This window comes from Rhizobium sp. CFBP 13726, from assembly GCF_014841925.1.
Classification (GTDB): Bacteria; Pseudomonadota; Alphaproteobacteria; order Rhizobiales; family Rhizobiaceae; genus Neorhizobium; species Neorhizobium soli.
The window spans coordinates 995,458-1,010,076 of the sequence record NZ_JACYUU010000002.1 but is presented as its reverse complement, the minus strand read 5'-3'; the positions used below and the strand labels follow the sequence as shown (position 1 = coordinate 1,010,076).

Below are 14,619 nucleotides of genomic sequence, written 5' to 3'. Positions count from 1 at the left end.
CAGTCGTTAATTGAAAGCCATTACGTTATGGACGTTCCCGTCAGCACTCCCGAGGATACACGCCAGGAAAACGTGGTCCGCATCCTCGAAGCGGCCGAGCGACTGTTCAAGCATTACGGTTACGCCAAGACGACAGTGGCCGACATCGCCAAGGATCTCGGCATGTCGCCGGCCAATATCTACCGGTTCTTCGGGTCGAAATCCGAGATCCACAAGGCGCTTGCCAACCGGATGCTCGAGGCGAGCCGAGCCGTTGCCTGGGAGAATGCAAAGCGCGCTGTCAGTGCCACCGAGCGACTGCGTGACCATTTTCTGCAGCAGCACCGCATCACGGTCGAGACGCTGCTGCACGAAAACAAGGTCCACGAGATGGTTGTCGTAGCGATCGAGGAACAGTGGTCGGTGATCGAAGACCATATCATGCAGCTTCGAGCGATCGTCGCAGGCCTCGTCGAGGAGGGGATTGCAATGGGAGAGTTCCGCGCACAGGACGCTGAGCTTGCCGCAGAATGCCTCTGTGATTGCACGGTTACGCTGTGTCACCCGCAGATCATTGCTGAATGTCTGTTTGAAACCCGGCGCGCCGCGCCGGCCGATGTCGTCGACTTCGCCCTCAGGGCGCTGAAATAAGAACCTGCGCTTGTCGCGCTCACCGTAACCCGCCTTATGGAGTGGGATCATGTCTTTCCGAGGAAAGTCTTTCGTCGCAGCCCGTCAATTTTCTTCCGCCTTGAAAGGCGTTGCAGTCGCTGCGGCGCTTCTTTCGCTCGCGGCATGTTCCGAAGAGAAAAAGGCCGAGGCGCCGGAGATCGTGCGGCCGGTCAAGGTGACGCAGATCGGTGCGCCGGATGAGGGCCGCAAGCTCGTCTATTCCGGTTCCGTGCGTGCCCGCACCGAAATGAATCTCGGCTTCAGGGTCGCGGGCAAGATCACCGAGCGGCTTGTGGATGTAGGCGACCGCGTCACGCCGGGCGAAGTGCTCGCTCGGATCGATTCCACCGATTACAAGCTTGATCTCGGCAGCGCCGAAGCCGATCTCGCATCGGCCACCAAGCAGGTCGAGATCTCCGGTCTGGCGCTGCGCCGCGCGGAAACGCTTGCGGCCAAGGACGTCACGTCGAAATCGCAGCTGGAACAGGCACAGCTCAGCAGCGAGCAGGCCCTGGCACAACGGGATTCAGCGCAGTCTGCGCTCGAAAAGGCCCGCAATCAGGTTGCCTATTCCGAACTCAAATCCGACCGCGACGGTATCGTCACGGCCGTCAGCGCCGATCGTGGCCAGGTGGTGAGCACCGGCACTTCCGTCGTCACGGTCGCTGTGGATGGCGAGAAGGAAGTCCAGATCGCGGTTCCGGAAATGGATGTCTCGCATTTCAAGCCGGGCGACGGGGTCAAGGCGCGGATCTGGTCGTCTGCCGATCTCGTGATCGACGGCAAGGTGCGTGAAGTCGCGCAGAGCGCCGATGCCCAGTCGCGCACGTTCGCGGTGCGGGTGAGCCTTCCCGCCGACCCGAAGATCCTGCTCGGCATGACCGCATCGATCGAGGCTGTCGCCGGCAACGCGGTCAAGGCCTTTGCCATTCCGCTTGCAGCGCTTTCCAAGAAGGGTGACCAGCCGATCGTCTGGGTGGTCGATCGCGGCAAGGGAATTGTCGCGTCGCGTCCGGTCAAGGTGGCGGATTTTTCCGATGACGGCGTGCGCATCTCGGAAGGCCTTGCCGAAGGCGATCTCATCGTCTCGGCCGGCACCCAGTTCATGAAGGACGATATGAAGGTGAAGCTGCCGGAAACGGTCGCGACACGCTTCGGCTCGGTGTCGAGCCAGTCCACCGCTTCCGTCCAGCCCTGATATTTCCGGTTAGAGGATCAAGATCATGAGTTCCGATCATCAGGCCAATCCGCTGGAAAAGCAGAAGGAAAAGGGCAGTTTCAACCTGTCCCGCTGGGCCATCGGCCATCCCAGCATCGCGCGTTTTCTGTTCGGTCTCATCATCGTCATGGGTGCGCTTGGCATCATGAACATGGGCCAGAAGGAAGATCCGGACTTTACCTTCCGCGTCATGGTCGTGCAGGCCCAGTGGCCGGGTGCCTCGATCGAGGACATGCAGAACCAGGTGGTCAACAAGATCGAGCGCAAGCTGCAGGAAACCCCGCATCTCGACTGGGTCAAATCCTACACCCGCGCCGGCATCTCGATCACCACGATCCAGGTGAAGGGCGACACGAATGCGCAGGACGTTGCAGATGCCTTCTACCAGGTGCGCAAGAAGATCGGCGACATTCGCCAGGATCTCCCGTCCGGTATCTACGGGCCCTATTTCAACGACGAGTTCGGCGATACCTATATCACCCTCAACGCCATTACCGGCGAGGGCTACAGCTATCCGGAGCTGAAGCAATACGCCATCCAGGCCCGCGACATGCTGCTGGCCACGCCCGGCGTCGAAAAGGCAACGATCCTCGGCGACCAGCCGCAGAAGATCTTCATCGACGTGTCGTCGCAGGCGCTTGCCGAGCGCGGCCTCACCGTCAATGACATCAGCACCGCGCTGGCCGGCCAGAACGATGTCGATGCGTCCGGCTCGGTGGAAACCGCGGACCGTTCGGTGCGGATCTCGGTCGAGGGTGGCGTGACCACGCCAGATGATATCAAGGCGCTGCGGCTGCGCGCCGGCGACCAGGTCTTCCGTCTCGGCGATATCGCCACGGTGAAGGAAGGTCTCGAGGATCCGTATCAGCGCAAGTTCCGCTTCAACGGCCATGACAGCGTGCAGCTCGGCGTGGTGATGGCGAACGGCTACAAAGTGACCGACGTCGGTCATGCAGTGGAGGAAACCTACAAGCGCTTTGAGGAGACGCTGCCGGTCGGCGTTCAGGTGGAGCAGATCTCCAACCAGCCTGAGGTCGTCACCGAAGCCGTCGGCGAGTTCACGCAGGCGCTTCTCGAAGCGCTGGTCATCGTGCTGGTCGTGTCGCTGATCTCGATCGGCTGGCGCTCGGGCATCGTGATTGCGATCGCCATTCCGCTGGTTCTGTCGGCAACGCTTGCCATCATGTTCTATCTCGGCATCGAGCTGCAGCGTATCTCGCTCGGCGCGCTGATCATCGCGCTTGGACTGCTCGTCGACGATGCGATGATCGTCGTCGAGTTGATGGAAAGAAAGCTGGAGGAGGGGTTCGAGCGGCTCGATGCGGCAAGCTTTGCCTATTCCTCCACCGCCTTCCCGATGCTGACCGGGACGCTGATCACCACCGCCGGCTTTATCCCGGTCGGCTTCGCGGATTCGACCGCCGGCGAATACGTACGGTCGCTGTTCTACGTCGTCGGCATCGCGCTCGTCGTATCCTGGTTCGTGGCCGTCTATTTCACCCCGTGGCTCGGCTACATGATCCTCAAGCAGCGGAGCCATGCGGGCAGCGGCGATCATCACGATGCCTATGATACCCGCATGTATCGCGGCGTGCGCCATGCGGTTGGCTGGTCCGTGCGCCACAAGGCGATCGTGCTCATCGCCACGCTCGGCGCGTTTGCAGCCAGCCTCTGGTCGTTTCAGTTCATTCCGCAGAGCTTCTTCCCGCAGTCGTCGCGACCGGAAATCCTGGTCGACATGTGGCTGCCGGAGGGCACCGCGATCAAGGAAGTGGAACGTCAGGCCAAGGCGCTCGAAGACCGGATCCTCGACGACCCCGACAAGAGCTTTGTCGCCACCTATATCGGCGAGGGCGCGCCGCGGTTCTTCCTGCCGCTCGACCAGCAGCTGCGCAACCCGAACTACGCCCAGCTCCTGATCATGTCGAACGGTCTTGAAGAGCGTGAGCGGATGATCGTCAAGCTGCGAAAGATTCTCGCCGAAGAATTCCCGACGGTGCGCGGCAAGGTCGACCGTCTCTTCCTCGGCCCGCCCACGGGCTGGGCCGTGCAGATGCGCGTCGTTGGCCCGGACAAGGCGGAAGTCCGCCGCATCGCCGACCAGGTCAAGGCACGTTACGAACAGCAGCCAGATTTCGGCGCCATTCACGACGACTGGATGGAGCCGGTCGCGGGCATGAAGCTCGTCATCGATCAGGACCGCGCGCGTGCGCTCGGCGTCTCGTCGCAGCGGGTGCGGCAGATGCTGCAGGCCGCAACGTCAGGCGCTCCGATCAGCGACTTCCGCGATGGCGAGGAGACCGTATCGATCGTGGTGCGCGAGCCGGATGCCACCCGCAACCTGCTGGCCGCCGTCCAGTCGGTCTATATTCCGACCGATCTCGGCACGTTTGTGCCAGCTTCGCAGGTGGCCCGTGTCGAGCCTGTCCTCGAACAGGGTATCGAGTGGCGTCGCGACCGTCTGCCGACGATTACCGTCAAGGCAACCCTGCCTGACGGCGTCGAGCCGACGCAGGCCTCGGTAAACCTCTATAACTCGATGGCCGACCTGCGCGCGGCCCTGCCGGCCGGCTATTCCGTGGACATCCAGGGCGGCGCCGAAGATGCGGCCGAAAGCCAGGCCTCGATCGCGGCAAAGGCCCCGATCATGCTGCTTGTCATCATGCTGCTCCTGATGATGCAGCTCAAGCATTTCGGCAAGGCGATGCTGGTTCTGTCGACCGGTCCGCTCGGCATCATCGGCGCTGCAATGGCGCTTCTGATCACCGGTGCACCGTTCGGCTTCGTCGCCATCCTCGGCGTCATCGCGCTGCTCGGCATCATCATCCGCAACTCGATCATTCTGATCGACCAGATCGACCAGGATATCGCGGCGGGCATGCATCGCCAGGAAGCGATCGTAGGCGCCGCCGTCAGGCGTTTCCGGCCGATCATGCTGACCGCGCTCACGGCGGTGCTGGCACTGATTCCGATCTCGCGCGGCCTGTTCTGGGGACCGCTCGCCTATGCCATGATGGGCGGCATCCTAGTCGCCACCGTCCTCACCATCATCGTGCTGCCTGCCGGCTACTCCCTCTTCTTCGGCCGCGAGCCGAAGGCGAAGAAAGACGACAAGTCCGAGACGCCCGCCAACCAGGGCGAGCTGTTCGAGGACAAGCATGATATGCCGATGGCGGCGGAGTGAGGGGCTTTCCCGGTGGGACAGCGCCATAATCTCCCTCATCCCTGTGCTTGTCACAGGGATCCAGCTGCCCCAAGTCCTTGGGGCTGCAAACCCTCTTTCGCCACGCAGACGCGTGTCGGCTGGATCCCTGTGACGAGCACAGGAATGAGGGTCGGTGGGGTAGAGGATGGAGGACACAATGGCCAATCCAGTGCAACCTGCAACTGAAGCCGAGGTGCTGTTCAGTCGCCGCGGGTCTGCTGCGGTGGTCTCGCTCAACCGGCCGAAGGCGCTGAACAGCCTCAATCTGTCCATGGTGCGGGCGCTCGATGAGATACTCGACCGCTGCGCCGCTGACCCTGAGATCTCCTGCGTCATCATCAGGGGCGAGGGCGAGCGTGGCCTGTGTGCTGGTGGCGATATCCGGGCCATTCATCAGGCAGGGCGGGCGTCCGACCCCGAGGTGACGCGGTTCTGGCGGGAGGAGATGCCGTTTAATTATCGCATCTCGCGCTATGAGAAGCCCTATGTGGCGCTGATGGACGGGATTGTGATGGGCGGCGGTGTCGGCATTTCGGCGCATGGCAGCCACCGCATCGTTACCGAGCGCACGAAACTCGCCATGCCTGAAACCGGGATCGGCTATGTGCCGGATGTGGGCGCGACGTGGCTGCTGCCCCGGGCGCCCGGCGAGGCGGGAACCTGGATGGGCCTGACCGGTGACGTGGTTGACGGTGCCGATGCGATCCATGCCGGGTTGGCGGATTCGTTCGTGCCATCAGAGAAGTTGGATGATCTCGTCGCCGCAATTGGACAGCTTCCCGGAGACTCAGAGGCTGAGGCAGTGCAGGCCGTGATCGATGCTTTTGCCGTGTCTGGCGAAGGTGGCACGCTTGCGCGGAACCGTGACGTGATCGACCGGACCTTTGCGCATGATACGGTCGAGGAGATCCTTGCAGCGCTCAGCCGGGAGACAGGCGGGTTCGCCGCCCGAACCCTCGAGACTCTGTCGAAACGCTCGCCGACCAGCCTCAAGCTGACGCTGAAACTTCTGCGTCTCGGCCGTGACAGTTCAAGCCTCGTCGAATGCCTGGAGCGGGAATTTACCGCCGCTTGCGAACTGCTGAAACACCATGATTTCTACGAGGGCGTGCGGGCCGCCGTGATCGACAAGGACCGCAACCCGCGCTGGCAACCGGCAAGCCCTGCTGAGGTGACGGAAGCCGATCTTGCTCCTTATCTTGCAGCCGATCACCCGGTCCTGTTTGCCGATCATCGGTTGTAGCAGCAAAACCGTCCACACCGGCGAAACCGGCATGGTTGAAACGGGAGTGGGGCAGGCAGCGGTATCGTGGGTATGAGGGAGATGATGATCTGCCTGCCCCGATCGAGTTTCCTGCGATATTTTCGGGAGATGTCAGTTCCCGAGAGACCGCATGTCGTTCGACCATCACCGGAAACCGAGCTTCGTCCTCAGAAGCGCTGAACCGTCGGGGACCGGTTCGCGAAAACGGTTTCCCATCCGATGACGACGGCATTATCGCGTGGCTTTCAGGCGTGAGGATGAAAAAGGCTACGACGAATTTTTCTTCGCTTGTCTTTCAGGGGCTTAACAAAAACATGCTGCCCGTTTCGTCCTCACGGCCCAAAACAGCCGTATCTTCTTTGCCCCCCGGATCGGGGCGATCCACTGCGCTTTGGCGCCTTCCGGCAAAACCATCGCCGAATGCTGCGATAAATGGATGAAATTTCTCCGTGTATCACCTGCAGGAGAGGGCGGTTCCTCGCGGTCTACCGATACTCCCGGTAGTGTCGCCTCAACTTCCCATTCCGGAGACACTGATGAACCGCCTTCTTATCCTCGGCACGGCACTTGCCGCCCTCTTCGTGCAGCCGGCGTTTGCGCAGGAGCAGAAACTGCTCAACGCTTCCTATGACGTCGCCCGCGAGCTGTTCGTGGCCGAGAACGAGGCCTTCGTGAAGGCGCATCCGGGCGTCACGATCGATCAGTCGCATGCGGGTACGTCCAAGCAGGCACGCTCGATCGTCGAGGGGCTCGAGGCTGACGTCGTCACCTTCAACCAGTCGACCGACGTCGATTTCCTGGCAAAGCAGGGTTTTGTTGCCGCGGACTGGAACAAGGCGTTTCCGAACAACGCCTCGCCCTTCTATTCCTTCCCGGCCTTCCTTGTGCGCGCCGGCAATCCGAAGAATATCAAGGACTGGGGTGATCTCGCCCGTGACGACGTCCACGCGATCTTCCCGAACCCGAAAACATCCGGCAACGCCCGCTACACCTATCTGGCGGCAACAGCCTGGGCGAAGGAAGAGTTCAAGGACGATGCCGAGAAGATCGAGGCCTATATCACCAAGATCTTCGACAACGTGCCGGTGTTTGATACCGGTGGCCGCGCCGCCACGACGACCTTCGTCGAACGCGGCCAGGGCGACGTGCTGATCACCTTCGAGGCCGAAACCCGCGGCATCGAAAAGCAGTTCGGCAAGGACAAGGTCGAAAACGTCATTCCGTCGGTCTCGCTGCTCGCCGAATTCCCGGTCGCCGTTGTCGAAAAGGTCGCCAAGAAGCATGGCACGGAAGCGCTGGCAAAGACCTATCTGGAATTCCTCTACACCGAGGAAGGCCAGAAGATCGCCGCCGAATTCGGCCACCGCGTCCATAACGAAAAGGTCGCGGCCGAGTTCAAGAGCCAGTTCCCCGAAATCCGCCTCTTCAAGGTCGACGATGTGTTCGGCGGCTGGGCCAAGATCCAATCCGAACACTTCGCCTCCGGCGGCACGCTCGACAAGCTCTACGGCAGCCGCTGATTGGACTGGGGTTGATTGGCTGAGGTGAGTTGTCTCTCAAGGATTGCTACCCATTCACCCTCATTCCTGTGCTTGTCACAGGAATCCAGCCAGCCTAAGTCCTTAGGCTGAAAAAACCCTTCAACCCGGCACGCGTCGGGTCCTGTGGCCGCCACAAGAATGGGGGACGCTAAAGAACTGCGAAACCAGACCGGTGGATATTCGTCCGCCGGTTCTTGCTGTTGAAGACTTTGTTGCAGTTGAAAACGAGGAACTGATCATTTGAGACGACGCAATGTCCTGCCTGGCTTGCCGCTATCGCTGGGCGTGACCCTGTTTTATGTCGGCCTGATCGTCGTGCTGCCGCTGGCGGCGCTTGTCATCAAGGCCGCGAGCCTGGGGCCTGAAGACTATTGGCGGATCGTCTCCTCGTCGCGGGCGCTTGCCAGTTACCGGGTGACCGTGCTGTCGGCGCTTGGTGCCACCGTGTTCAACCTGTTTTTCGGGCTGTCACTTGCCTGGGTCATTACCCGCTACCGGTTTCCCGGCCGCCGCATCATCGATGCGATGGTCGATCTGCCGTTTGCGCTGCCAACGGCGGTTGCCGGCATTGCGCTAACGGCGCTGTTTGCCAACAATGGCTGGTTCGGTTCGGTGCTGGAAGGTTACGGCATCAAGGTCGCCTATACGCCGCTCGGCATCATGATCGCCATGTGTTTCACTTCGCTGCCGTTTATCGTGCGCACGGTGCAGCCGGTGCTGGAAGATCTTGATCCGGCGCTGGAAGAAGCGGCGCAATCGCTCGGCGGGTCCGACTGGACGATCTTTGCCAAGGTCATCCTGCCGCTGCTGGCGCCGGCATTGCTGGCGGGCCTCTCGCTGTCGTTTGCCCGTTGCCTTGGCGAATTCGGGGCGATCATCTTCATCGCCGGCAACCAGCCGATGTCGACGGAAATCACAGCGCTGCTGATCTTTATCCGGCTCGAAGAATACGATTACCAGGCGGCCGCCGCCATTGCCTCGGTGCTGCTGCTCGCCGCCTTTACGATGCTGGCCGTTACCAACTGGCTGCAGTCGCGGGCGCTGCGTTACACGGTGAAGGGATAAGACCATGAGCGCCGTTTCCTCCCATCGCAAACCGCCGCGGGTCGGCGACAACACGGTGTTCCGCCGCACGCTGATCGGCATCGTGCTGGTGCTCGTCGCCTTCGTCATCGTCGCGCCGCTGATCATCATCGGCGTCGAGGCATTCTCGAAGGGCTGGGCGGTCTATCGCGATACGATCCTCCATCCGGATACCCGACACGCGATCATGCTCACGGTTGTGGCGGCGCTGATCGCCGTTCCCGTCAACACCGCCTTCGGCATCGCCGCCGCCTGGGCAATCACCAAGTTCGATTTCTGGGGGCGGCGGTTTCTGCTGGTGGTGATCGAGATCCCGTTTTCGGTCTCGCCCATCGTTGCCGGCGTCGCCTATCTGTTCGTCTATGGCCTGCAGGGCCTGTTCGGGCCTGTTCTCGATGCCTACGGGATCAAGATCCTGTTTGCGGTGCCGGGCATCATCATCGCCTCGATGTTCGTGACCGCACCCTTCGTTGCCCGCGAACTCATTCCGCTGATGCAGGCGCAGGGCCGCGATCTCGAGGAGGCCTCGACCTCGCTTGGCGCATCCGGCTTCCGCACCTTCTTTTCGGTGACGCTGCCGAATGTCAAATGGGCACTGCTTTACGGTGTCATTCTCTGCAATGCGCGCGTGATGGGCGAGTTCGGCGCCGTCTCGGTCGTATCAGGCAATATCCGCGGCCAGACCAATACGCTGCCGTTGCATATCGAGCTGCTCTATCACGACTATCAGGCGGCGGGCGCCTTCGCGTCGGCTTCCATCCTGGCGTTGATCGCCGTCCTTACCATCATCGCCAAGGTCGCGCTCGAGCGCCAGGGTGCGGGCCGCGTCCGCAAAACCGCCATTCCGGCAGAGAAAACAGCATGAAGATCCGTCTCGAAAACGTCGTCAAAACCTTCGACACCTTCCGTGCCGTGAAGGGCGTGTCGCTCGATATCGAAAGCGGCGAACTGGTGGCGCTGCTCGGCCCCTCCGGCTCTGGCAAGACGACCATCCTGCGCATGGTGGCGGGGCTCGAATATGCCGATGGCGGCGCCATCTATTTCGGCGATCAGGATGCGACCGACATTCCGGTGCGCGACCGCGGCGTCGGCTTCGTGTTCCAGCATTACGCGCTGTTTCCGCATATGACGGTGGCGCAAAACATCGCCTTCGGCATGAAGGTTTCCAAGGTGAAGCGCGACAAGGCGGCGATCGATGCCCGCGTCACGGATCTGTTGCGGCTGGTGCGGCTGGATGGTTTAGGCGACCGTTTCCCGGCGCAGATTTCCGGCGGCCAGCGGCAGCGCGTGGCGCTTGCACGGGCGCTGTCGGTCGATCCGAAGGTGCTGCTGCTCGACGAACCGTTCGGCGCGCTCGATGCCAATGTCCGGCACGACCTGCGCCGCTGGCTGCGCGAGATCCATTCCGAACTCGGCATCACCACGATCTTCGTCACCCATGACCAGGAGGAAGCACTCGATCTCGCCGACCGGGTGGTGATCCTGAAGGACGGCCAGATCGTGCAGCAGGGCACGCCGCAGCAAGTCTGCCGCGATCCGCAATCGGCCTTCGTGATGAAGTTCCTGGGCGATGCCAACGTGCTCTCAGCCCAGGTCCGCGACGGCCGCGCCCATGCCGGCGGCCTTTCGGTGGATGCACTGGGGATACCAGACGGCAAGGCCGAACTCTACGCCCGCCCCGCAGATCTCGACTGGTCGGCGCAGGCACCCGGCATTGCCGCAACGATCTCCCGCGTCCTCGACCGCCCCGACAGCCGACGCGTGCTGGCGGTAACGAGAACCGGCGAACAGCTGGAATTCGACGTGGAACCGGAACGCCAGATTTCAGCCGGTGAGGGCGGGTTTGTGACGCTGCGGCGGGCGAAGGTGTTTGCGGTTTAGGGGGTAACGTTTCCCATCCACACCCCTCATTCCTGTGCTCGTCACAGGAATCCAGTCACGCGAAGTCCTTCGCGTGAAAAGGCCCTCCCGTGCCGCAGACGCGACGCTGCTAGATTCCTGTGACGAGCACAGGTATGAGGGAAGTCAGACGTCTGCCATCGCAAGACGCGGTCATTGCGGATGATCACGAGGCATCATCATCTGCCGGACGCATGACCGTCGTCAGTGAACGTGAAGCGTCAGTTTTCAAACGTTGAGATTGGCGACTTTTCTAATCCGCCATTTGCGGTCATCGCAGCGCTCCTGTCGCAAATCGGTGGTAGCGTCGACAAACTGCGTCTCTCTACGATTGCCGAGGACAGAATGAGTGCGACCTTCAAGGAGCTGAGTGACCGGATTGGTCACGTCGGGGACCTCTATGCCAGGGTGCATGCCATTGAACGGAGCGCCGACTGGTATCTTTTGAAGCTGACCGAGGAACTTGGCGAATTGACCGCTGAGCATCTCCTGATCACCGGTCGGGCGAAGCCAAATGCCGATGGTTCAGGCGGTACCCGCGAAGCCCTGGAAAACGAAGCGGCCGACTTGTTCGGGCAGTTCGTTTTGTATCTTCGCGCAAACGAAATCGACATCGAGGCGGCCATCGAGCGCAAATGGCTCAGGCGTCTCGATCAGTATGTTGCTCTCGGCACGGAAATTTAAGCGCTCTGGCGGCTATGACAGGTCGTGGAGGTTTTTGCCCAGGGCCTGACCGATCTGCCACTCACTGAATCTTACCTCCAGGCCTGCTCTTTCGGGCGTACAGCACATCGGGCCAACAAAATAATGATCCGCTTTTGGGAATGGGCAAAGGCGGACGAGTGGCCAAGTCTTTCCATCGCCTGACGCCTGTATTCTGAGAACGCCGCTCCGGACGGTCACTCTTATCCAAAAATCTGATGGGTCGCCGTCGTATCGTCCCGTGGCCCAGTCGGAGGCGTCATTCGTCAGCACACTGCCGAGCAAGCCATAGCCGTCCGAAAACTCGATCCCGGTCTTGACCCACCGTCTTTCGTCAAGCCTGACCATGAGGCCAGCCTGGTCGTAAAGATGCTCAAAAACGGCCTGGACTCGAACCTGGGCGGTGAAATCGCCTTCGGCCTTGAATGCGTAGAAGTGGCCGTTGTCGCGGACAAAGCCATAATGTGTCTCTCGCCAGAAATCCGTGTTGGCGTCAGTCGTGACAGAGAGTCCGAGATCCGAAGCTTCTGAATTTGCGGGCTGATTGAGCCACCGTCCATTCTTAAGGCTCTGCAATAGTAACTCCTATGACAACCGGCGGACTTGCTTTGCCGCATATTTCGTCGAGAGATTATTGCTAGAGCGCATGAACTGCCAACCAAAAAGGACTGACAGAGAATTTCTGCGTCGTGCCAAGAGCTGCGAGGAGAATGTGGAATGATAGCGTACGACGATTACTCTTCCTTCGGCCAGCAGCAGAGCTTCTGCGCGGCGCAGGAGTGGTCGTGGCGGGGCATAAAACGTTAGGGCATTCCTCTCTCATTCGGGCCGAACTCAGCTCCGCGTCATGACATCGGTCGAGGTGAGGGACAGATCTACTCGCGACCAACCGTAACCCCGCGGCCACCCATCCTTTGACTTTTCGCGCCGAAGCCTATAGGGACGGCGCAAACGTTCGGCTGCGATCGTTGCAGCCATGGGGCCTTTGAGCCCGACATATCCGAAAGACAGATTTGATGACCGATATCAACGGCGCCGCCCCGGCGATCGCGAAGGCTTTGCAAAAGCGCGGCTATGAGACGCTAACCCCCGTCCAGCTGGCCATGCTCGATCCTGCGCTCGAAACCGCCGATGCGCTCGTTTCCGCCCAGACAGGCTCCGGCAAGACGGTTGCCTTCGGCATGGCCATGGCGCGCACGCTGCTCGACGATGGTGAGAAATTCGGCCGGGCTGCTGCACCTCTCGCACTTGTCATCGCGCCGACCCGCGAGCTTGCCATGCAGGTGAAGCGCGAACTTGACTGGCTCTACGCCGAAGCGGACGCCGTGATCACCTCCTGCGTCGGCGGCATGGATATCCGCGCCGAGCGTCGTTCGCTGGAACGCGGCGCGCATATCGTCGTCGGCACGCCTGGCCGTATCTGCGACCATATCCGCCGCAACGCGCTCGACATGACGGAAATCCGCGTGGCCGTGCTCGACGAAGCCGACGAGATGCTCGATCTCGGTTTCCGCGAAGATCTCGAATACATTCTCGAGGCAGCCCCTGCCGAACGCCGCACGCTGATGTTCTCGGCAACCGTTCCGTCGGCCATTGCCAAGCTTGCCAAGAGCTACCAGCGCAATGCCGTGCGCATTGCAACCGCATCCGAACAGAAGCAGCATGTGGATATCGAATATCGCGCGCTGGTCGTCACGCCGTCGGACCGCGAGCATGCGATCGTCAATGCGCTTCGCTTTTACGAGGCGCCGAACGCAATCGTGTTCTGCTCGACGCGTGCTGCCGTCAACCATCTGCATGCCCGTCTTGCCAATCGCAATTTCTCCGTTGTGGCCCTTTCGGGCGAGCTGACGCAGACCGAGCGCACCCATGCGCTGCAGGCCATGCGTGATGGCCGCGCCCGCGTCTGCATCGCAACCGACGTCGCTGCCCGCGGTATCGACCTGCCAGGCCTCGAACTCGTCATCCATGCGGATCTGCCGACCAATTCGGAAACGCTGCTGCACCGTTCGGGCCGCACCGGCCGTGCGGGGCGCAAGGGCGTCAGCGCCCTGATCGTTCCGGTCAGCCAGCGCCGCAAGGCCGAGCGTCTTCTCGCCGGCGCGCAGGTCGAGCCCACCTGGGCCCGCCCGCCATCGGCCGAAGAGGTGACCGCGCGCGACGAGGAACGTCTGTTTGCCGATCCGATCTTTGAAGAGATCGCCAAGGACGAGGAAGAACAGGGCCTGATCGACAAGCTGGTGGCGCGTTTTGACGCGACGAAGCTGGCGTCCGCCTTCGTCAGCCTCTATCGCGGCAAGAATTCGGCGCCGGAAGACATTACCGAAGTGTCGCTGGAGACCCGCAAGCCCCGCGAAGGCGGCAATGATTCCGCACCGCGGCCGCTGACGCCGCGTGGCGATTTTGGCGCAGCCGTATGGTTCTCGCTGTCGGTCGGTCGCAAGCAGCGCGCCGAACCGCGCTGGCTGATCCCCACCATCTGCCGCGCCGGTGATCTCACCAAGCACGAGATCGGCGCGATCAAGATGCAGGCCGACGAGACTTTCGTGGAAATCGCCGCCGCCCATGCCGACAAGTTCATGGCCAAGCTCGGCAAGGACGGAATGATGGAACGCGGCGTGCGCGTGACGCGCCTGGATGGCGTTCCGGATTTCAGCAAGTTCTCGCGCGGCGATGACGAAGGCTTCGTCAAGCGCGAAGGCCCGCGTCTCGACAAGCCCTACAAGGACAACAAGCCGTTCAGCAAGGATGGCCCGCGCAGCGACAAGCCGTTCAACAAAGACAAGCCCTACGGCGACAAGCCTTTCAACAAGGACAAGCCGGCCGGAGCCAAGCCTTACGGCGATGCGCCGCGCAAGGACTGGAAAGCCAAGCCCGCCGGCGCCAATGTCGATCGCCGCGTCGATGACGAAGTCTGGGGCGAAAAGCCGAAGTCCAGCTTCGCCAAGAAGCCGGGCGACAAGCCGTTCAACAAGGCTGGCGGCGACAAGCCATTCAAGAAGCCGGCCCCCAAGGGCGGGTTCGACAAGCGCAAGTAGTTGATAGCGGGGGGCGA

General features: G+C 61.6%; 11 protein-coding genes. 10 read left to right on the top strand and 1 reads right to left on the bottom strand.

What is annotated here, in order from left to right:
• The first annotated feature begins 27 nt into the window (after nt 1–27).
• The 9 genes from IFT66_RS12080 to IFT66_RS23550 all read left to right on the top strand — a co-directional run bounded on the left by IFT66_RS12080 (nt 28) and on the right by IFT66_RS23550 (nt 11,546).
• Complete coding sequence (locus IFT66_RS12080) at nt 28–630, top strand: TetR/AcrR family transcriptional regulator (RefSeq protein ID WP_062461428.1); 603 nt, start codon at nt 28–30, stop codon at nt 628–630.
• 49 nt (nt 631–679) lie between these two features.
• Nucleotides 680–1,849, top strand: a complete 1,170-nt coding sequence (locus tag IFT66_RS12075; protein ID WP_092659558.1) for an efflux RND transporter periplasmic adaptor subunit — start codon at nt 680–682, stop codon at nt 1,847–1,849.
• Nucleotides 1,850–1,874: 25 nt separating this feature from the next.
• Nucleotides 1,875–5,054: an efflux RND transporter permease subunit gene (locus IFT66_RS12070; protein ID WP_192077731.1), complete on the top strand. Its 3,180-nt coding sequence runs from the start codon at nt 1,875–1,877 to the stop codon at nt 5,052–5,054.
• A 178-nt stretch (nt 5,055–5,232) separates the two neighbouring features.
• Nucleotides 5,233–6,318: an enoyl-CoA hydratase/isomerase family protein gene (locus IFT66_RS12065; protein WP_199864808.1), complete on the top strand. Its 1,086-nt coding sequence runs from the start codon at nt 5,233–5,235 to the stop codon at nt 6,316–6,318.
• 557 nt (nt 6,319–6,875) lie between these two features.
• The gene (cysP, locus tag IFT66_RS12060) at nt 6,876–7,859 is read left to right on the top strand and encodes a thiosulfate ABC transporter substrate-binding protein CysP (RefSeq protein ID WP_192077730.1); all 984 of its coding nucleotides are present in this window, start codon (nt 6,876–6,878) and stop codon (nt 7,857–7,859) included.
• A gap of 261 nt (nt 7,860–8,120) precedes the next feature.
• Nucleotides 8,121–8,945 carry a sulfate ABC transporter permease subunit CysT gene (cysT, locus tag IFT66_RS12055; RefSeq protein WP_192077729.1) on the top strand — a complete coding sequence of 275 codons (825 nt, stop codon included), beginning with the start codon at nt 8,121–8,123 and terminating at the stop codon, nt 8,943–8,945.
• A gap of 4 nt (nt 8,946–8,949) precedes the next feature.
• Complete coding sequence (gene cysW / locus IFT66_RS12050; RefSeq protein ID WP_192077728.1) at nt 8,950–9,828, top strand: sulfate ABC transporter permease subunit CysW; 879 nt, start codon at nt 8,950–8,952, stop codon at nt 9,826–9,828.
• Nucleotides 9,825–10,844, top strand: coding sequence for a sulfate/molybdate ABC transporter ATP-binding protein (locus IFT66_RS12045; protein ID WP_192077727.1), 1,020 nt, complete (start codon nt 9,825–9,827; stop codon nt 10,842–10,844). Before cysW ends, IFT66_RS12045 begins: the two co-directional genes overlap by 4 nt.
• 225 nt (nt 10,845–11,069) lie before the next feature.
• Nucleotides 11,070–11,546 (top strand): hypothetical protein, encoded by a 477-nt coding sequence (locus IFT66_RS23550; RefSeq protein ID WP_249406427.1) that lies wholly within the window; start codon nt 11,070–11,072, stop codon nt 11,544–11,546.
• 12 nt (nt 11,547–11,558) lie between these two features.
• Here IFT66_RS23550 and IFT66_RS12035 read toward each other — a convergent pair whose 3' ends face one another.
• The gene (locus tag IFT66_RS12035) at nt 11,559–12,140 is read right to left on the bottom strand and encodes a DUF1349 domain-containing protein (RefSeq protein WP_192077726.1); all 582 of its coding nucleotides are present in this window, start codon (nt 12,138–12,140) and stop codon (nt 11,559–11,561) included.
• A gap of 440 nt (nt 12,141–12,580) precedes the next feature.
• Between IFT66_RS12035 and IFT66_RS12030 the strand changes: the two genes are divergently transcribed.
• Complete coding sequence (locus tag IFT66_RS12030; protein ID WP_192077725.1) at nt 12,581–14,602, top strand: DEAD/DEAH box helicase; 2,022 nt, start codon at nt 12,581–12,583, stop codon at nt 14,600–14,602.
• Nucleotides 14,603–14,619 lie beyond the last annotated feature (17 nt).

Bases quoted from the DNA above. Each gene is read 5' to 3' on its own strand.
- IFT66_RS12080 (WP_062461428.1), top strand. From the start codon at position 28: ATGGACGTTCCCGTCAGCACTCCCGAGGATACACGCCAGGAAAACGTG.
- IFT66_RS12075 (WP_092659558.1), top strand. From the start codon at position 680: ATGTCTTTCCGAGGAAAGTCTTTCGTCGCAGCCCGTCAATTTTCTTCC.
- IFT66_RS12070 (WP_192077731.1), top strand. From the start codon at position 1,875: ATGAGTTCCGATCATCAGGCCAATCCGCTGGAAAAGCAGAAGGAAAAG.
- IFT66_RS12065 (WP_199864808.1), top strand. From the start codon at position 5,233: ATGGCCAATCCAGTGCAACCTGCAACTGAAGCCGAGGTGCTGTTCAGT.
- cysP (WP_192077730.1), top strand. From the start codon at position 6,876: ATGAACCGCCTTCTTATCCTCGGCACGGCACTTGCCGCCCTCTTCGTG.
- cysW (WP_192077728.1), top strand. From the start codon at position 8,950: ATGAGCGCCGTTTCCTCCCATCGCAAACCGCCGCGGGTCGGCGACAAC.
- IFT66_RS12045 (WP_192077727.1), top strand. From the start codon at position 9,825: ATGAAGATCCGTCTCGAAAACGTCGTCAAAACCTTCGACACCTTCCGT.
- IFT66_RS12030 (WP_192077725.1), top strand. From the start codon at position 12,581: ATGACCGATATCAACGGCGCCGCCCCGGCGATCGCGAAGGCTTTGCAA.